This window comes from Rhizobium sp. USDA 3886, from assembly GCF_056279785.1.
This window is the reverse complement of record NZ_JBWCDC010000001.1, coordinates 3,773,085-3,790,513: the sequence shown is the minus strand read 5'-3', so window position 1 is coordinate 3,790,513 and position 17,429 is coordinate 3,773,085. Positions and strand designations below refer to the sequence as shown.

The 17,429-nt window shown below is 59.1% G+C and carries 16 protein-coding genes and 1 pseudogene; 7 read left to right on the top strand and 10 right to left on the bottom strand.

The features are described from left to right. Positions 1-32: 32 nt before the first annotated feature. From ACZ9BX_RS19005 to ACZ9BX_RS18995, 3 genes and pseudogenes are all read right to left on the bottom strand, one after another. The gene (locus tag ACZ9BX_RS19005) at positions 33-257 is read right to left on the bottom strand and encodes an aa3-type cytochrome c oxidase subunit IV (RefSeq protein ID WP_027507977.1); all 225 of its coding nucleotides are present in this window, start codon (positions 255-257) and stop codon (positions 33-35) included. A 176-nt stretch (positions 258-433) separates the two neighbouring features. Then, on the bottom strand, positions 434-1,186 hold the full coding sequence (locus ACZ9BX_RS19000) for an N-acyl amino acid synthase FeeM domain-containing protein (RefSeq protein WP_027507976.1): 753 nt from the start codon (positions 1,184-1,186) through the stop codon (positions 434-436). A 140-nt stretch (positions 1,187-1,326) separates the two neighbouring features. After that, a pseudogene (locus tag ACZ9BX_RS18995) lies at positions 1,327-3,617 on the bottom strand (putative bifunctional diguanylate cyclase/phosphodiesterase). Positions 3,618-3,937: 320 nt separating this feature from the next. Between ACZ9BX_RS18995 and ACZ9BX_RS18990 the strand changes: the two are divergent. Both ACZ9BX_RS18990 and ACZ9BX_RS18985 read left to right on the top strand, forming a co-directional pair. After that, the gene (locus tag ACZ9BX_RS18990) at positions 3,938-4,477 is read left to right on the top strand and encodes a TRAP transporter small permease subunit (RefSeq protein WP_476219582.1); all 540 of its coding nucleotides are present in this window, start codon (positions 3,938-3,940) and stop codon (positions 4,475-4,477) included. Positions 4,478-4,498: 21 nt separating this feature from the next. Continuing rightward, the gene (locus ACZ9BX_RS18985) at positions 4,499-6,055 is read left to right on the top strand and encodes a TRAP transporter large permease (protein WP_476219580.1); all 1,557 of its coding nucleotides are present in this window, start codon (positions 4,499-4,501) and stop codon (positions 6,053-6,055) included. 81 nt (positions 6,056-6,136) lie between these two features. On the opposite strand, the gene ACZ9BX_RS18980 is transcribed toward ACZ9BX_RS18985, so the two are convergent. Next, positions 6,137-7,243, bottom strand: a complete 1,107-nt coding sequence (locus ACZ9BX_RS18980) for a TRAP transporter substrate-binding protein (RefSeq protein WP_132562751.1) — start codon at positions 7,241-7,243, stop codon at positions 6,137-6,139. Between the two features lie 291 nt (positions 7,244-7,534). Between ACZ9BX_RS18980 and ACZ9BX_RS18975 the strand changes: the two genes are divergently transcribed. Further along, positions 7,535-8,317 carry a gamma-glutamyl-gamma-aminobutyrate hydrolase family protein gene (locus ACZ9BX_RS18975; protein WP_476219578.1) on the top strand — a complete coding sequence of 261 codons (783 nt, stop codon included), beginning with the start codon at positions 7,535-7,537 and terminating at the stop codon, positions 8,315-8,317. On the opposite strand, the gene ACZ9BX_RS18970 is transcribed toward ACZ9BX_RS18975, so the two are convergent. The 3 genes from ACZ9BX_RS18970 to ACZ9BX_RS18960 all read right to left on the bottom strand — a co-directional run bounded on the left by ACZ9BX_RS18970 (position 8,306) and on the right by ACZ9BX_RS18960 (position 10,936). Beyond that, the gene (locus ACZ9BX_RS18970; protein ID WP_476219576.1) at positions 8,306-9,262 is read right to left on the bottom strand and encodes a 2-hydroxyacid dehydrogenase; all 957 of its coding nucleotides are present in this window, start codon (positions 9,260-9,262) and stop codon (positions 8,306-8,308) included. The genes ACZ9BX_RS18975 and ACZ9BX_RS18970 overlap by 12 nt on opposite strands. Positions 9,263-9,278: 16 nt before the next feature. Further along, positions 9,279-10,301 (bottom strand): LacI family DNA-binding transcriptional regulator, encoded by a 1,023-nt coding sequence (locus ACZ9BX_RS18965; protein WP_132562757.1) that lies wholly within the window; start codon positions 10,299-10,301, stop codon positions 9,279-9,281. A gap of 122 nt (positions 10,302-10,423) precedes the next feature. Then, complete coding sequence (locus ACZ9BX_RS18960) at positions 10,424-10,936, bottom strand: MarR family winged helix-turn-helix transcriptional regulator (protein ID WP_476219573.1); 513 nt, start codon at positions 10,934-10,936, stop codon at positions 10,424-10,426. A gap of 87 nt (positions 10,937-11,023) precedes the next feature. Here ACZ9BX_RS18960 and ACZ9BX_RS18955 point away from each other — a divergent pair, with 87 nt between their 5' ends. Beyond that, on the top strand, positions 11,024-11,815 hold the full coding sequence (locus ACZ9BX_RS18955) for a creatininase family protein (RefSeq protein ID WP_476219572.1): 792 nt from the start codon (positions 11,024-11,026) through the stop codon (positions 11,813-11,815). A gap of 91 nt (positions 11,816-11,906) precedes the next feature. On the opposite strand, the gene ACZ9BX_RS18950 is transcribed toward ACZ9BX_RS18955, so the two are convergent. Then, complete coding sequence (locus ACZ9BX_RS18950) at positions 11,907-12,170, bottom strand: DUF2798 domain-containing protein (RefSeq protein ID WP_476219571.1); 264 nt, start codon at positions 12,168-12,170, stop codon at positions 11,907-11,909. Beyond that, positions 12,163-13,074, bottom strand: a complete 912-nt coding sequence (locus tag ACZ9BX_RS18945) for an NmrA/HSCARG family protein (RefSeq protein WP_476219570.1) — start codon at positions 13,072-13,074, stop codon at positions 12,163-12,165. Before ACZ9BX_RS18945 ends, ACZ9BX_RS18950 begins: the two co-directional genes overlap by 8 nt. Positions 13,075-13,351: 277 nt before the next feature. Here ACZ9BX_RS18945 and ACZ9BX_RS18940 point away from each other — a divergent pair, with 277 nt between their 5' ends. The 3 genes from ACZ9BX_RS18940 (at position 13,352) to ACZ9BX_RS18930 (ending at position 16,277) form a co-directional block, all read left to right on the top strand. After that, complete coding sequence (locus ACZ9BX_RS18940) at positions 13,352-14,059, top strand: substrate binding domain-containing protein (RefSeq protein ID WP_476219569.1); 708 nt, start codon at positions 13,352-13,354, stop codon at positions 14,057-14,059. A 131-nt stretch (positions 14,060-14,190) separates the two neighbouring features. Next, complete coding sequence (locus ACZ9BX_RS18935; protein ID WP_476219568.1) at positions 14,191-15,288, top strand: CobW family GTP-binding protein; 1,098 nt, start codon at positions 14,191-14,193, stop codon at positions 15,286-15,288. Further along, a complete protein-coding gene (locus ACZ9BX_RS18930; RefSeq protein ID WP_476219566.1) occupies positions 15,288-16,277 on the top strand; it encodes a WD40 repeat domain-containing protein in 990 nt (329 codons plus the stop codon). Before ACZ9BX_RS18935 ends, ACZ9BX_RS18930 begins: the two co-directional genes overlap by 1 nt. 44 nt (positions 16,278-16,321) lie before the next feature. Here the strand turns inward: ACZ9BX_RS18930 and ACZ9BX_RS18925 are convergent, their stop codons facing one another. Continuing rightward, a complete protein-coding gene (locus ACZ9BX_RS18925) occupies positions 16,322-17,332 on the bottom strand; it encodes a serine hydrolase domain-containing protein (protein ID WP_476219565.1) in 1,011 nt (336 codons plus the stop codon). Positions 17,333-17,429: the final 97 nt, after the last annotated feature.

Sequence of the window (17,429 nt, the reverse complement as noted above, 5' to 3'; positions counted from 1 at the left end):
AATTCGGAAATGCCGCTCCTCGCCTGCTGCGGTCAGCGCAGCAGGACGATGCCGGCAACGAAGATGATGAGAAAAACCAGAAGACCGCCGAGAAAGCCGCTGCTGGTGAAAAAACCAGCTGCCATGCCAAGCAGCAAAGCGACGAGGAACATCGTGCCGTATTTCGCAGCCGAGATGAACAGATTATAGGTTTGTTCATGTTCCGTGTAGTCCATCGGCGCGCCGACTTCGACGGGTCCATTGTTTTCTTCGGCCATGAAATTTCGTCTCCCTCAATACCCGCCCGCATGGATGATACGGGCCGCCTGAATGCCATGATTCCCCTGCCTTCGCGAGGGACTGATCCCATTCAGGGCTTACACAAAGCCTGGGAAAAGCGCAATGCATGAGAATGCCGCAGCCGGTACGCTTCGGCATTTCATGGGCGCGGCTTTCAAAGCGGCAGATCGGTGCCGAGTTGGCCCTCCGGCACGAAGCGAGCGGTCGGGATGATGGTGAGCGATGGCAGCGTGCTGTCGGGGTCGCGGGAGAACATCATGCGCTGTTCGCTGGCGCTGGAAATGAAGAAGGGATAGCGCGTCAGAAGCTTGCGGCCGACTTCGATGACATTCGTCGCCATCAGCGTCATGTCGATTCCGTAATTCTTCGCGAGCCGGCCTGGCACGATCGTATCAGCATAGAAGACCCGCTTGTAGAAAGCGGCATGCGGAGGCCGGCAGAACTGAAGAACGCGGGCGGCACGGAAATACGCCGCCGCGACGATGCTGGGCCTCAGCGTCAGGTAGGGAATCCACGGCAGGTCAGCGGTCAGTTCGGGATCGGCCGCAAAGCGCGCCGGATCGATCAGGGTCAGCCCCGCGTCCAGAAGCGCATCGATCGCCTCGGGAAAGGCGCCACCGGATTGGGTGACGCGATGCTCCGGCGTCGCATAGTGGAGTCGGATGGTGCTGACCAGTTCGCCGTAGTAGTAGAGGCCGAAGACATAGGCATGGCTGTCGAAATCGCTATCGTCCAACAGCCCCTTGGGGGCGAGCGCCAGCACGTCGTGAGCCTTGTAGGCCTTCCAGCGCAACCGCTCGACATCCTCCATGTCCTCGGTGCTTTCGATGCGGCGATATTCAACGTGATCCAGAATTTCGAGAAGCTTCCTTGAAAAGTCACTTGTATTCAAAGGGATTGACGCCATTAATGCCCCCGCTGTTAACGGGCCATTAATCATATCTGGCCGAGCAAAGTGCAAGAACTATCAAAAATTTTTGACGTATCTGAATTATTAAGGTTAACAGCCGCGGTTATGCGGGCTCTTGCAGCGAGGGCGCGGTCGGCTCAAGCGACCTTGCTGCGGCGGCGCTGGGCGGCGCGGCGGCTCAGTGCTTGCGAAAGGATGCCGATCTCTTTCGAGGGTACTGGCGGAGAGAAGACATAGCCCTGCACGAGATCCGCGCTGCGATGCTTGTTGAGCAACGCCAGTTGCTCGAGAGTTTCCACACCTTCGATGACAATCTTGAGCCCGAGTTCGCGAGCAAGGTTGACCGTGCCGCGCAATAGCTTCAGTCGGCGCGTATCTTCCGCGATATTGCGAACGAAGGAGCGGTCGATCTTTACGATATCAAGCGGCAATGTATCGAGATAGCTAAGGCTGGAGAAGCCCGTGCCGAAGTCGTCGATCGCTATGGTGATGCCGTGGGAGCGCAGTTCCGCGAGAATGGCGCGCACCGCCGCAGGCTCATCGATAAGACAGCTTTCCGTAATTTCCAGATGCAGCCGCGACGCCTTGAGGCCGGATGTCGAAAGCGCTTCCGAAACGACGGCAAGGATATCGTTGTCACGCAGGTCGCGTGCCGAAAGATTGACCGATATCGCGATGTGATCGGGCCAAGTCACGCATTCGCTGCAGGCCCTGAAAAGGATGAACCGCGTGATGTCCGATATGATGCCCATCTCCTCGGCAAGACGGATGAAGACGTCCGGCGGAATAGCGCCCTTTTCCGGGTGGACCCAGCGCGCCAGCGCCTCGGCGCATTCGATGCGCGTTCCATCGGCTTTGAACATCGGTTGAAAGGCGACGCTCAACGCGTCCGCAGCCACCGCCTCGCGCAAATCCGCCTTCAGCTTCTGCTGCTCGATATAGCGGCCATCCATTTCGTGTTCGAAGCCGGTGATGCCGCCACGCAACCGCGATTTGCTTTCAAAGAGCGCGAGGTCCGCTTTGATGCTCCACTCTTCCATTGCAAATGCATTGCTTTCGAGGATCGCATAGCCGGCGCTGAGCGACACGAGGAAGGTAACCTCGTCCACGTCGTAGTTGCCCTGGATAGCGGCATGCACCCTGCGGATTTCGGCATCGAGCACTTCGCTGCTCTTGGTATGCGGAAAGAAGATGACGAACTGGTCGCCCATGAGACGGCCGACGATGGCATTGCCTGCTTCAACCTTGACCCGCGCCGCGATCGCACAGAGCAGATGGTCACCCGTGATATGGCCGCGCATATCGTTAACGTGCTTGAACTCGTCGATGTCGAGAACCATGAAACCAAGCGGGCCGCGCCGTTTCGGGTGACGGTCGAGGTATTCCTGGACGAGATGACCGAAATATTCGCGGTTCGGCAGGCCGGTCAGGGCATCGAAGCGGACCATATGCAGGATCTTCTGTTCCGCCTTCACGCGGCTCGACACGTCCTCGAAGATCAGAACGGCGCCGCCGTCGGCGCGGTGTTTCGCGGAAAATTCCAGCGACAAGCTCTCGGGGAAATGGATCAGAGTGCGCGACAGGCCTTCCTCGGCAACCTGGGTCAGCTGCCGCAGGATCAGCTCCGGTTGCGAGGCGTCCATGAAGCTATAGCGCGCGCCGTAGCGCAGGACGGCACCAAGATCGCGATCCTTCAATCGGTCCGGATCGCCGATCTTGAGAAGCTCGCAGGCCTTGCGGTTAATCACCTGGATACGGTTCGATGGATCGACCATCACGAGGCCGTGCGGCATATTGTTGAGCGCGGTATCAAAACGATCGGCGATCAGCGATATCTGCCGGTGGGCGATGACATTCTCATAAAGGAACTCGCGCACGCCATTGGCCATCGCCCGCGTCGTCAGCCAGAAGGGAATGAGGAAGATCGAGAGGATGCCGCGATAGAAATCCAACGCCATCAGGCTGCAGACGATCATCGGCAGGCAGCAGGAGAAAGTCTGCAGGTCAACCGCCAGCCGCGAGCCATAATTGCGGCCGACGACAGAAACCATAGTCGCCATGGTGACGGAGATGCAGGCGAGCTCGGCGAAGGAATCGTGGACGACGAAGATGGCGTAGCCGCTACCGATGCCGAGGATGGCGGTGGTGCAGGCTGCAGCGGCAACGAGTATCCGCTCCCAGCGCGCGACAGTTTCTCCTTGTCCACAAGATCGAACCGCCGGAAGATGACCATGCGGATGCAGAAGACCAGGAGAGCTGCAGCCGACAGCAGCACATAGACGAGGGATTGCGTCTTGGCTGCAACCGCCAGGAAGGTCGCGACATGCACAATGACGCCGGCGAGGAGCGTCATGCGGTTCCCGGAAAGAGAACTCACAAACGACAGATACACGTCCGTAGGGACCCTGTTCGGGTTATGTGGCTTCATCCATACTTTCCCTGTGCGCCGGGATAATACGGAGAACCCTTTAAAAATTGATTTCCTTGACGCTATGTATTTGGTTGTTTTTTCTAAAACCCTAGAGGGAATTTCAAAGTTTAAAACACTCTTCACAGCCTTATGGCGAGGTTCATGGAAAAATAAACCACGCTTAGGTTGCTGATCGTACATGATGCAGCCATGCCGCGGCAGCCAGTATCTACGACTAAAATCCTACAGGGCCGTTTATTCTTTCAATTTCGGAAACCGTAGTTTAAACAAATTCAAAAAGGGAGAACTTGCCGCAAAGGCAGATAAGGGGAGAAGGCATGCCGGCGTTTCTAAGCGTCAGCCGGCTGATCGATAGCGTCAGCCAATTTATCGGAAAAATCGCGGATTACATGGTGCTTTTCTGCTGCCTCATCAGCGCGGGCAACGCAACCGTCCGCTATCTCTTCAATTACAGCTCGAACGGGTGGCTGGAGATTCAATGGTATCTCTTTGCTTACATCGTCGTGCTCGGTGCAGCTCATACGCTGCGCAACAACGAGCACGTGCGCGTGGATCTGATCTACGGATCGGTTTCCGACAAAGCTAGAATCTGGATCGATATCATCGGCCTGATCGTCTTCCTGATTCCGGCCTGCTTCTTCCTGGCTTACCTGTGCTGGCCCTATTTCGTGATCGCCTTCCAGCAAGGTGAGATATCCGCCAATGCCGGAGGGCTCATTCGCTGGCCGGTCAAGCTTATTCTTTTCGCAGGTTTCGCACTCCTGGTGCTGCAGGGTATTTCGGAACTCATCAAGAGGGTCGCCGCGTTGAGTGGCTACATCCAGCTCGAAACGAAATACGAAAAGCCCCTGCAATAAAGCTCTCCGGGAGGAACGGACTTGTTTGACTTCGGTATCATTCCGCCGGCGATGTTTCTGGGCATGGTTATCTTCATGCTCTACGGCTTTCCGGTCGCCTTTTCGCTCGCGGCCGTCGGCCTTTTCTTCGGCATCATCGGCATAGCAACCGGCCATTTCAGCGAGGCCTTTTTGCAGGCCCTGCCCCTTCGCATCTTCGGCATCGTTTCCAACGACCTGCTGCTTGCCATTCCCTTCTTCACCTTCATGGGCGCCATTCTGGAAAGGTGCGGCCTGGCGGAGGATCTCCTCGAAGGAACGGGTAAGCTTTTCGGCGCCGTTCCAGGCGGTCTCGCCTATGCCGTCATCCTCGTCGGCGCTGTTCTCGGCGCCATCACCGGCACTGTTGCGGCATCGGTCATCACCATGGGCGTGATCTCGCTGCCGATCATGCTGCGCTACGGCTATAATCCGCGGCTCGCGACGGGCGTCATTGCAGCATCGGGCACGATCACCCAGGTCATCCCGCCCTCGCTCGTGCTCGTCGTTCTTGCCGACCAGCTCGGCAGATCGGTCGGCGACATGTATCTCGGCGCCATCGGCCCTTCGGTCCTGCAGGTCGCGATCTTCCTGGGTTTCATCCTGTTCCTGTCCATCTTCCGACCGGGCTTGATGCCGCCGCTGCCGAAGGAGGTGCGCGGCGAGTTCAACTGGGCACTGCTAATGAAGGTGCTGGCCGGTATGGTGCCTTCCGTCGTCCTCATCTTCCTCGTGCTTGGCACGATCTTCATGGGCCTTGCAACGCCAACGGAAGCCGGCGCCCTCGGCGTCGTGGGCGCCATGGTACTCGCAGCGCTCCATCGCCGCCTCACTTGGCCGCTGGTCCGCGAAGCCATGACATCGACAATGCATATCACCTCGATGGTGGTGATGATCCTGATCGGCTCGACCTGCTTCAGCCTCGTCTTTCAGGGCATGGATGGTTCGCGCTGGATCGAGCACATGCTGTCCGGCATCCCTGGCGGCCAGGTCGGCTTCCTGATCTTCGTCAACGTCTTCATCTTCGTCCTCGCCTTCTTCCTCGATTTCTTCGAAATCGCCTTCATCGTCATCCCAATGCTGGCACCCGTTGCTTCGGCGCTCGGTATCGACCTGATCTGGTTTGGCGTGCTCATCTGCGTGAACATGCAGACCAGCTTCATGCATCCGCCCTTCGGCTTCGCGCTCTTCTATCTGCGCTCTATCGCCAGCCGCGACGTGAAGACGCGGGATATCTACATGGGCGCAATCCCCTGGGTCGTCATGCAGCTCATCCTTGTTGCAGTCGTGATCTTCTGGCCGCAATCCGTGACCTACTGGCTGAACAAGGGTCCGGCCGTCGATCTCAATACGATCAAGATCGAAATACCCGGCTTCGGCGGCAACCAGCTCTCGTTGCCGCCGGCGCCTGGCGGCGGTTCACCACAGATCCCGGGTCTCACCCTGCCGCCACTGAACGGCCTGCCCGGTCAGCAACCGGCTCCTGCGACGCCCGCGCCGGCCAATCCAGTACAGCCGGCACCGCAACCCGATCTCAGCCAGCCGCCGAAGATCAATTGAATGCAATGAAGAAGCCCCGGATCTCGATCCGGGGCTTCTTTTTGGCAGATGTGATGAACGCGCAGAAGGAATCCAAGCCGCCTAGAGCTTGCCCGACCGCTGCTGGATCATCATGAAAGTGTCGAACGTATATTCCGAGAGCTGCATCCAGAGATAAGCGTCACGCTTGAATGCGGTCTGGTCGTCGTAGATCTTCTTGAAAGACGGGTTCGAACTCGAGATATTAGCGTAGAGGCCGGTCGAAACCTGGAAAGCAGCTTCCAGAATTTCCTGGCTGAAGGGACGCAGCGTCGCACCTTCGGCGACGAGCTGCTTCAGCGCTGAAGGGTTCTTCATATCGTACTTCGCCATCATTCTGGTATTGGAGTACGTGCAGGCGTCGGCAAGGATCGTCTGGTAGTGCTTTGGCAGGCTGTTCCACTTTTCGAGATTGAAGAAAGCATGGATCGCTGGGCCGCCTTCCCAGAAGCCCGGATAGTAGTAGTACTTGGCGACCTTGTGCAGGCCGAGCTTCAGGTCGTCATAGGGACCGACCCACTCGGACGCGTCGATCGTGCCCTTTTCGAGCGCCGGATAGATGTCGCCGCCGGCAATCTGCTGCGGGATGACGCCGAGCTTTTCCATCACGCGGCCAGCAAGGCCGGCAATGCGCATCTTGACGCCCTTGAGGTCGTCCAGCGTATTGATTTCCTTGCGGAACCAACCACCCATCTGCACGCCCGTATTGCCGGCCGGAAGGCCGAACATGCCCTGCGTTGCATAGAATTCGTTCATCAGGTTGATGCCGTTGCCTTCGAAGAACCAGGCATTGGTGAGACGCGCGTTAAGGCCGAAAGGAATCGCCGTGCCAATCGCATACGTCGGATCTTTGCCGACAAAGTAATAAGAGCACGTGTGGCAGCATTCGACGGTACCCGAGCTGACGGCGTCGGCGGCCTGCAGGCCGGGCACGATTTCGCCGGCTGCGAAAGGCTGGATCTTGAAGGCACCATCTGTCGCTTCGGAGACCTGCTTGGCGATATCTTCCGCGCCGCCAAAGATCGTGTCCAGGCTCTTCGGGAACGAAGAGGTCATGCGCCACGAAATCTTCGGATTCTCCTGCGCGATCGCCGGCGCGGCGAGTGCGCTTGCCGCAACGGCACCTGCCCCTGCAGTTCCGGCCTTCTTAATAAACGAACGACGATCCATCAAAAACCTCCCGTATAGATGGTATGCACGGACAATTTCTTTCCTACCCGGTGCAATAGGCGAGCTAAGCATGTGGCCGCCTGCGTTTCAAGCTTTAGTCGATGAGACTTTCGCATCACGGCAGCAATTGGGCAGGCGCCGTGTTTCCATCAAGAATCAGCAGTTTAGCAAACGCCTTCCGCCTGGACGGCTCCGATAGCCGCAATTTGGCCCGTCATTGCGCGGAGACGTTGACATTGAGGCCGATCTCGGCTCTCACAATAGAAAAATCGAGAGCTTTCCGGACCGAAAATGACCAAGCCGATCGTCGCCGTTCCTGCCGATATCCGCACCCTCGACGGTGCCAACTGGCATGCCGTCCAGCACCAGTATGTGCGTGCGGCGCTGAACGCAGCCGGCGTCATGGCCTTCATCATCCCCGCGTTCGAGGAAGGCTACGACACGGACGCAATCCTCGACCGGGTCGATGGCTTGCTCGTTTCTGGTTCCGCGAGCAACGTCCATCCCTCACTCTATGGCGTTGAAACCCGTGAGAGCGACGGGCCTTTCGATCGCGCGCGTGACGCAACGGCCATACCCCTCATCCGCCGTGCAATCGATCGAGCCATCCCGCTGCTCGCGATCTGCCGCGGGATACAAGAGCTGAATGTCGCGCTCGGCGGTTCGCTTGCCAGCGAAATCCACGAGCAGGAAGGCATCTGGGACCACAGAAAGCCGGCCGATGTCGATCGTGATGGCATGTATGCGATCCGCCAGAGCGTTTTCGTCAAGGAAGGCTCCTGCATCGCCCGCATCATCGGCCCCGGCGAAATCCAGGTGAACTCGCTGCACCGTCAGGCAATTGCCAGGACGGCGCCTCGCCTGCAGGTGGAGGCGATCGCCGAAGATGGAACGATTGAGGCGGTTTCCGTCATCGACGCCAAAGCCTTCGCCGTCGGTGTGCAATGGCATCCGGAATACTGGGCTGAAACCGACAAACCCTCGAACCAGATCTTCGCAGCCTTCGGTGATGCGGCAAGGGAATATGCAGCCGGAAAGCTGCAACCGGCTGCGGTCCACGAATCAACGCCTTGAAGATGTCTCCGGCACCGGCGCCAGCGGCCTGCCCTTCTCAAACCATTCGATGAGATTGCTGGCAACCAGATCGGCCATCGCGTTGCGAGTCGGGATCGAGGCGGAAGCGACGTGCGGCATCAGCACGGCATTCGGCAAGCTGAATAGTTCGGCCGGAACCACCGGCTCGTCGTAGAAGACATCCAGGCCCGCAGCACCCAGCGCGCCGCTCTTCAGCGCCAAGACGAGTGCCGCTTCATCGACCGTCCAGCCGCGGCCGACATTGATCAGAATGCCGTCGGGGCCGAGCGCCGAAAGGATCTCCGCGTCGATGGTCTTGTGGGTATGGGGGGTCTTCGGCACGATCGCAATCAGCGTATCGACGGCGTCGGCAAGGCCTTTCAGCGTCGGGTGATAGTCGTAGGCGACGTCCGGATGCTTCGTGCGCGTATAATAGCTGATCTTCACCTTGAACGGTTCGAGGCGCCTGGCGATCTCCTGACCGATGCGGCCGAGGCCATAGAGACCGACATGCCGCCCCTTCAAGGAAAAGCGCGATAATGGGTAGGCAGAACCCGGCTTCCAGTGGCCATCGCGCAGCCAGTTCTCCGCCCGCGGCAGCTCGCGGACGGTGTTGAGCAGCAGGCCGATTGCGGTGTCGGCGACCTCGTCGTTCAACACATCCGGCGTGTTGGTGACGACGATTCCCTTTTCAGCAGCATGCTTGACGTCCACGGCGTCATAGCCGACGCCAAAGCTCGCGATCACCTCGAGACTCGGCAATTGATCCATCCACCTGCCGGGAAACGCGCCGCTGACGGCCGCGCCGCGAATGCGGCTTGCAGTGTCGGCGTCGATTTTCAACGTCTCGTTGTTCTCAATCGCGACAATCTCGAAACGGTCCTTCAATGTCGCTAGAACGCGCTCGTGTATCTTCCCTGGAACGAGAATGGCAATGCGGGACATGGCTCTTCCTCTTGTCTTACTGGCGGGCTCTGTAGGGGCTCGTCGACTGGCGGATGCGCATCTCGGGTTTGATCAGGTGGATGCCGTCCGGCTCGTGGCTGCCGGCCAAGCGATCGAGAAGCGCCCGGGCGGCAAGGCGGCCGACTTCGGCCTGCCCGTTCCAGACCGTCGTCAGCGCCGGCGTCGACAGCGAGGCTTCTTCGAGATCGTCATAGCCGGTAACCGAGATGTCCTTGCCCGGCACAAGACCGGCACGCGCAATGCCATTCATGAGCCCGATGGCGACGAGATCGTTCCAGCAGACGGCAGCCGTCGGCTTCTGCGGCAGCGACAGGAAATGCACAGCCGCCTCGAACCCACCCTGCATCGAGCGCGGACCGGGAATGCGCAGGTTCGGATCGACTTCGATTTCCGCCTTGCGCAGCGCATTGACATAGCCCTGATAGCGATCGCGGCCAGTCGAGGTTTGATCCGTACCGCCGATCATGGCGATACAGCGGTGGCCGAGCCCGATCAGGTGATTGGTGGCAAGCGAAATGCCGTAGCTGTCGTCACCACGATAGGTCGGCAGGTCCATCCCCTCCATCGAGCGTGCGACCAGAATCGCCGGCATACCGTTGGCTTCGGCAAGCTGCATGTCCTCCGGTGGCGTGCCGATCGCGGGCGACATGATGACGCCATCGCCGCCGAGCTGCAGCAGCGTCTCGATGAAGGTGCGCTGCTTCTCGACCGAATCGTAATGATTGGACAGAATGAAGGTATGACGGCTGCGATCGAGCTCGCTTTCGATCGCCTTCAGGATTTCGCCGTAGAACGGGTTCATGATGTCGTGCACGACGACGCCGACGATGCCTGAGCGAGAGGTGCGCAGGCTCGCCGCACGGCGGTTGTAAATATAGCCGAGCGCGCGCGCCTGTTCCTTGATCTTGTCCCGCGTATTGCCCGCAACGAGCGGGCTGTCGCGTAAGGCAAGCGATACAGTTGCCGTTGAAATACCGAGCGTTTCGGCAATCGTCGAAAGTTTGATCTTTTGTGCCACGCATCCTCCCAAGGCAACGCGCAAGATATGGAGCACACGTCGCGAAACCGGAAAAGAGCGCTCCTTAAAATGTTTAATTAAAAGATTAAACGCAGGGAGGCAAACCGAATTTTAATCGGCCGTCAAATTTCGTCGGGTTCTTCGAACGGCACGGCTTCGGCCTGCAGATTGTTGTCGATCGCCTTCAGCAAGCGCACGAGATTGCGGATTTCCTTCTCCGAAAAATCAAGCGTAGCCGTCCGGTCGCAGGCCGACGCCGCCATCTCAATTGCCTTCACGCTGCCGCGGCCGAGTTCGGTGAGATAGACCTTCGTCAGCCGCGCATCTTCAGCATCCGGTTTGCGTTCGAGGAAGCCTTGCGCTTCCATGCGGCCGATGGTGCGGGTCATGGTCGGCGCCTTGACGCCGAGTTTCTGCGCAAGCCCGCCTGCAGTCATGCCATCGGTTTCAGCAAGCAAAAGAATGACGCCGTCCTGGCCGGCGTAAAGCCCACTCTCAAGCAGATTACGCGAGAGCACCGTGCGCATGGACCGCGCAGCTTGCGTCAAAGCCGGCGAAAGATCGGCAAGCGTATATTCGGTCTGGTCCTTTTTCTTGGACTTGTTTTTCTTGCCGTCTTTGTGCTTCTTCCCCATCGCCATCCCTTTGATCTTTAAGCCGTGACAACGCTGCGTTATGACATTGCGCAGGTTCACGTCATAAACAAGGGGCATTGAAACCGGATGACAGCGCCTGCCCGGAACTTCGCGGACAACGACGCCGCACTTTCGCCCGAAGACCGGCGGAACTGGATCGCGGTATTGCCGCTCGGCGCGCACGAGCAGCATGGCCCACACCTTCCTTTCGAAACCGACACGCTGATTGCCGAAGGTATCGTCGAAAGGCTGAAAACCGCCCTTCCCTCCACATTGCCTGTCACCTTCCTGCCCACAGAGCCGATCGGCTATTCGACGGAACACATGGATGTCGACGGTACCAAGACGCTGACCTGCTGCGAAGCGATCCACCGCTGGCTCGCGATTGCCGGAATGCTGCACGATCTCGGCATTCGCAAGCTGATGATGCTGAACGCCCACGGCGGAAATTCGCCGCTGATGACCATCGTCGCGACCGAAGCGCGGATGAAGTTCAACATGCTGGCCGTCGCAACCAGCTGGACCCGTTTCGGCGTGCCGGAAGACGTGATTTCAGCGCAGAATAAAGCAATCGACATCCATGGCGGCGATATCGAAACCTCGGTGATGCTCGCATTGCATCCCGGCAAGGTTGCGATATCCGAAGCTCGGAACTTTACTTCGCAGCAGTCAGAATTCATCGCACGCTTCAAGCATCTGCGGGCCTACGGACCGCACGCCTTCGGCTGGAAGATGTCCGATCTGAATGCCCGAGGCGCAGCAGGGAACGCCGCCGCCGCTACGGTCGAAAAGGGCGAAGCGCTGATCGCGCATGCGGTCAAGGGGCTGGTCGAACTGCTGCAGGATGTGGATGCGTTTGACACGGAGGTGCTAAGCTAGCAGCTCGGTTTGTCAATTGCGCCTTCCAGAATAGGGCGGGTTGAGCGTTGGAGCCAGCCGAAACGAAGAAATGGGCGCACGATCTACTACCTCATCGCGGCGTTTCGACAACTGCCGATACGATACGGCGTACCACCGGAAGGATCATCAGCAGGCTGGGAAACGCAACCGCCCAGGACGTTCCCCACGCACCGGGCCATTTTGTGATGAAGGTGGCTCCAAGCCCTACGTTCACCACCGTCGCAACAGCCGACACGATGCCCGACATGAAGACGGAAAGCACCAGCGGCATCACGACAACAGTATAGGAGGAAGGGAGCTTCCTTGTCCGCGACCGTCGTTCGAAATCAGCCATGTTTCTTCTCCTTGTCTCGCGCAGGAACAACAGAGGGGGTGCCCTGGACGAGCTCACGGATATATTGACGCAGCGAGCGAGGCTCTCGTCCAAGAGCCGCGGCAAGCGACAGGCTGTTTCCCCCAAGACCGTACTTGCTGTAGTGCCCATGAACATCGGCGAGCAGCTGCAGCTCACGATCGCCGTATGGAAGACGCGCACCGGCCGCCCATTGCGAAAAGCTGGACTCACACGCCTGGATCGAACGGCCGAGTTCTTCCGACATGATGGATGCGATCTCGTTTCGATTGAACATGCCCGTACAGAGCTCCAATGTGGCATAAGCAAGCCGTTCGCTCGTCAAGGCGATGGCCGCCACTTCCGCGACGTCGCGATAATCCACGCGCGCAACCTTGGCTTCATTCGGGAAGGGTTCCGAAAAGCGGCCACTTTCGACAACGCCGGGCCACGCCAGACCGATGTTCTGCATGAAGTTTGCCGGATGCAGGATCGTGTACTCCAGCCTCGATGAATACAGCGCATCCTCCACGGGGACCTTGCTGGCGTGGTTCTTCAGCCGCGTGTTCGTGGGCTGGATGACGGAAGAAAAAACGAACTTCCGCGCGCCACCACGCTCTGCGGCCTCGACCAACGCCACGCCCATAGTGGCTTCATCGGGCGAGAAGGCAGGGCCAATATGAAAGACGCCATCGACCCCCGCCATTGCACTGATGAGACTGTCGGCGTTTCGAAGGTCTCCGATCGCAAGTTCCGTTGCGCCCGCCGCCAGCGCGCCGTCACCTTGGGAGGGCTTGCGCACAAGCGCACGTACCGCAGCTTTTCGTCGCGCGAGTTCGGGCACTACCAGCCGGGCGAATTTTCCAGTCGCACCTATAACGAGGATGGTCGGACCAGTCGATTGCATCGTGCTTTCTCCAAGTTTGCGAATGACCTGGAAGTACGCAGTTGCGATCCTCGAGACAATCATCGTAGAAATTCATTCTTCATCTCGAAATATGAGATAATGGAATGAGCCGCCTTGCAGATCTGGAAACATTCATTGCGATCATCGAACATGGCAGCATGACCAACGCAGCCCGCCATTTCAGGCCGTCAGCCGATCGCTTGCGGCACTGGAGGAGGATATCGGCGTCCAACTCGTCCACCGCACGACGCGTCAATCCGGCGCAAGCGAGGCGGGGTTGGCCTTCTACAAACGCCTAAAGCCGGCGGTAGCCGAGATCAGAGAGGCAGAACTCGAAGCCAACAACAGACGCTCGGAGCCATCCGGTATACTGCGGGTCGGCGCACCGGTTCTGTTCGGCCCGGAGTTTCTCGTACCGATTATCGCCGAGTATATGCGCACCTATCCAAGCGTCGAGGTCGACCTTCAACTTTCGGACGCATTCGTGGATCTGGCCGCGGAAGGCCTCGACCTCGTGCTGCGAATTGCCGATTTGCCGGACTCCGGCCTGCAGGCAAAGCGTCTCGGCGCGTTGCGCAGGGTTGTCTTCGGTGCGCCTTCCTATTTCGAGCGGCATGGCCGCCCTGAGCACCCTTCGGATTTGCGGCACCACGCCTGTCTCGTCAGAACGATCGATCAACGACCAGGCCAATGGTCGTTTCTGATTGATGGGAAACCGCGCGCGATCACGGTCAGCGGGTCGTTTCGGGCGAACACGATGGCGGCGATTTATTCGGCGGCGAGCCATGGTCTCGGGATAGCGTATTCTCCGCTCTGGCAGGTCAGGCATCTCATTGACAAAGGCAGCATCGAGCTTGTGCTGAAGGAATTCGAACCGAAGCCGGTTCCCATCCATGCGCTTTGGCAGGAGAACAGATTTCCGCCGGCGAAAGTCCGCGCTTTCATCGATCTTCTGACGGTGCGGCTGAAACTCGCTGGTCTCTAGTTCTGCTTTTGCAGCAGAGCCGATGTGATCTTATAACATTATAAAACCCTTTGAACTGATCCGCTCGAACCCTTATATGAAACCGACCGTTTAAAGCCCCCTCGGCGGCAAACCCATTCTTCGAGGTTCTCATGACCGACGCAATTTCGACCCTGCAGAAGCCCATCCCCGTCACCGTGCTCACCGGCTATCTCGGTGCCGGCAAGACGACGCTGCTTAACCGCATCCTGTCCGAAAACCACGGCAAGAAATATGCGGTGATCGTCAACGAGTTCGGCGAGATTGGCATCGACAACGACCTGATCGTCGAGTCGGACGAGGAAATCTACGAGATGAATAACGGCTGCGTCTGTTGCACCGTGCGCGGCGACCTGATCCGTGTGGTTGAAGGCCTGATGCGCCGCCCCGGCCGCTTCGACGGCATCATCGTCGAAACCACCGGCCTTGCCGATCCGGTGCCGGTCGCCCAGACGTTCTTCATGGATGACGACGTGCGCGCCAAGACCGAGCTCGATGCCGTCGTCGCCCTCGTCGATGCCAAGCACCTCCCGTTGCGCCTGAAGGACAGCCGCGAGGCCGAGGACCAGATCGCCTTTGCCGACGTCGTCCTCATCAACAAGACCGACCTCGTCACGCCAGAAGAACTGGCGCAGATCGAGGATATCGTCCGCGCCATCAACCCGTCGGCTCGCGTTTACAAGACCAGCCGCTCCGGCGTCGATCTCGCCCGCGTACTCGACCAAGGTGCCTTCAATCTGGAGCGCGCCCTGGAAAACGACCCGCACTTCCTGGAGCACGATCACGACGATCATGTCTGCGGCCCGGATTGCGACCACGATCACCATCATCACGCGCATAACCATGACCACGACCATCATGGCCACGATCATGGCCATCATCACCACGGCGCGGTGTCGCCGATCCACGATGTGACGGTGCAGTCAGTATCGCTCCGCGGCAGCGAGATGAACCCCGAACGCTTCTTTCCCTGGATCCAGAAGGTCACCCAGACGCAGGGCCCGAACATCCTGCGCCTCAAGGGCATCATTGCCTTCAAGGACGATGCCGAGCGCTATGTCATCCAGGGCGTGCACATGATCGTGGAGGGCGACCATCAGCGTCCGTGGAAGGACGGCGAGAAGCATGAGACGCGTCTCGTTTTCATCGGCCGCGAACTCGACCGCGAAAAGCTCGAAGCCTCCTTCAAGGCATGTGAGGCCGCGGCCTGATGCCTACAGTTGCCCCGCTTGATCTCGACGGCCACATTCTGGCCGTCGAATTTTTAGGTGATGTTCCCTTCTTCGCGAATGCCAACGGCACGTTTCACCGGCTGGATGGCGGCGAGAAGGTTTCCGAAGCGCATCAGGGCATGCTCACCTGCATTCGCGATCCCTACAGCGAAAGCCTGATCTCCGGCGGCGAAGATGGCAAGGTGCTGCGCATTGCGGCCGATGCCGGCGTCAGCGACATAGCCAGTGCGCCGCGCAAATGGATTTCGCAGGTGGCCGCAGGCCCGCAAGGCGCTGTTGCCTATGCCTATGGAAAGAGCACGTTCGTTCGCCTGTCGAATGGCGAGACCAAGGAATTCGCCGAGGAACGCACCGTCGAAGGCCTCGCCTTCGCGCCGAAGGGCATGCGCATCGCCGCGGCGCGCTACAACGGCGTGTCGCTGCACTGGGTCGGCATGAACGCAAAGCCGGTTGATCTGGAATGGAAGGGTGCGCATACCGGCGTTACCTTTTCGCCTGATGGCAATTTCCTCGTGACGAACATGCAGGAAAATGCGCTGCACGGCTGGAAACTCGACATCAAACCTGGCGCCGAGGCCCGCCACATGCGCATGACCGGTTACCCGGCTAAGGTGAAGTCAGTTTCTTGGTCCGCCAAGGGCAAGTGGCTCGCCTCATCTGGCGCACCGGCAGCGATCGTCTGGCCCTTCCAAGGCAAGGACGGGCCGATGGGCAAGGCGCCGCTGGAACTCGGCACACGCGCCAACATCATGGCGACCGCGGTCAAGTTCCACCCGGCAGAGGACATCCTTGCAATCGGCTTCATCGACGGCATGATCCTTGCCGTGCGCATCGCCGACAGCAAGGAAGCGCTGATCCGCCGCCCTGGCAAGGGCGCAATCACGGCAATGAGCTGGAGCAAGAATGGCAAGCTGCTTGCCTTCGCCTCGGAAGCAGGCGATTGCGGTGTCGTCGATATTTCGGCCTGACCGATTGATCTCCGGATGATGATGGCGGTGTGCCTTCATCATCCCTAAGATGTTCGCGCATTTTCGATAATCTCGCCCAGCACCCCATGCAAGGCATCGCGATAGCCGTTGCGGGCTGATGGCCCGCTTTCCTCCGACGTCATCACCACGGTCAGATTGAGCGACGGCACGATGTAGAGCATCTGCCCGCCGTAGCCCCATGCGAAATGCACGTCCTCGCCGCCGAGATTGCGCTCGAACCATCCGTAGCCATAGGCATCGCCCGAAAAGCGCGAGTTGGTGCGCAGCTGCCAGGAGGACGCAATCCACTCGGCAGGAACGACCTGTCGCCCCTCTGGCGTCCTGCCGCCGTTGCGATAGAGCTCGCCGAAGGCAAGCAAGGAGCGGGCGCTCATGGCCATCTGGTTTCCGCCGAGATAGATGCCCTGCGGATCGCGCTCCCAGGCGCCGATGCGGAAGCCTTCGACTGGCCCGAGCCATTCTCGTGCCAGGGCAAGGGTTGTCTTACCGCTCGCCTTCGTCAGGATTGCAGACAGGAGATGTGTCGAGGCGGTCGAATAAAGCATCTGGCCGCCGGGCTCGTCATCGAAAGGCTGGGAGAGTGCAAAGCGCACCCAGTTTCGGCTCGAAACCCAGCGGCCGTAGTTCGGTCCCGACATGCGGCCCAACCCTGCCTGCATGGACAGCAGGTTTCCAATGGTGACCTCGTTCAGCCGTGGATCGGGTGATTGCGGCAGATCCGCCTTCAGGATCGGCGCAATCTTCTGATCCGGTCCTTCGAGCACGCCCTTGCTGATGGCGATACCGACAAGCGCGGAGATGATCGCTTTCGACGCAGACTTGATATTCGTCGGTTCGGAGACCGTATGTCCGCGATAGCCGCGCTCAGCCACGATCCTTCCGTCACGTGAAATGATGATGGTTTTCAGCGGTTTCAGTTCCTCGCGGGAAGCGAAGTTTTCGAGCAAGGACGCAAGGCGATCGTCTTCCTGCTGGGCTGAGACCGGCGCGACGGAAAGGAATAGGGCAAACCATATGAGGAAGGCTCTGATCATCGCTATGAGCTAGCGCAATCCCAGGAAGAATTCATCCACTCGCGGAGCCGATTCACGCGGACGTGAAAGTTTATGATCTTGCTTGCCCTATCGACAG

What these genes read in the sequence shown, in the direction of transcription:
- ACZ9BX_RS19005 (WP_027507977.1), bottom strand. Translation starts at nt 257, where the DNA reads ATGGCCGAAGAAAACAATGGACCCGTCGAAGTCGGCGCGCCGATGGAC.
- ACZ9BX_RS19000 (WP_027507976.1), bottom strand. Translation starts at nt 1,186, where the DNA reads ATGGCGTCAATCCCTTTGAATACAAGTGACTTTTCAAGGAAGCTTCTC.
- ACZ9BX_RS18990 (WP_476219582.1), top strand. Translation starts at nt 3,938, where the DNA reads ATGCCGGCGTTTCTAAGCGTCAGCCGGCTGATCGATAGCGTCAGCCAA.
- ACZ9BX_RS18980 (WP_132562751.1), bottom strand. Translation starts at nt 7,243, where the DNA reads ATGGATCGTCGTTCGTTTATTAAGAAGGCCGGAACTGCAGGGGCAGGT.
- ACZ9BX_RS18975 (WP_476219578.1), top strand. Translation starts at nt 7,535, where the DNA reads ATGACCAAGCCGATCGTCGCCGTTCCTGCCGATATCCGCACCCTCGAC.
- ACZ9BX_RS18970 (WP_476219576.1), bottom strand. Translation starts at nt 9,262, where the DNA reads ATGTCCCGCATTGCCATTCTCGTTCCAGGGAAGATACACGAGCGCGTT.
- ACZ9BX_RS18960 (WP_476219573.1), bottom strand. Translation starts at nt 10,936, where the DNA reads ATGGGGAAGAAGCACAAAGACGGCAAGAAAAACAAGTCCAAGAAAAAG.
- ACZ9BX_RS18955 (WP_476219572.1), top strand. Translation starts at nt 11,024, where the DNA reads ATGACAGCGCCTGCCCGGAACTTCGCGGACAACGACGCCGCACTTTCG.
- ACZ9BX_RS18950 (WP_476219571.1), bottom strand. Translation starts at nt 12,170, where the DNA reads ATGGCTGATTTCGAACGACGGTCGCGGACAAGGAAGCTCCCTTCCTCC.
- ACZ9BX_RS18945 (WP_476219570.1), bottom strand. Translation starts at nt 13,074, where the DNA reads ATGCAATCGACTGGTCCGACCATCCTCGTTATAGGTGCGACTGGAAAA.
- ACZ9BX_RS18935 (WP_476219568.1), top strand. Translation starts at nt 14,191, where the DNA reads ATGACCGACGCAATTTCGACCCTGCAGAAGCCCATCCCCGTCACCGTG.
- ACZ9BX_RS18930 (WP_476219566.1), top strand. Translation starts at nt 15,288, where the DNA reads ATGCCTACAGTTGCCCCGCTTGATCTCGACGGCCACATTCTGGCCGTC.
- ACZ9BX_RS18925 (WP_476219565.1), bottom strand. Translation starts at nt 17,332, where the DNA reads ATGATCAGAGCCTTCCTCATATGGTTTGCCCTATTCCTTTCCGTCGCG.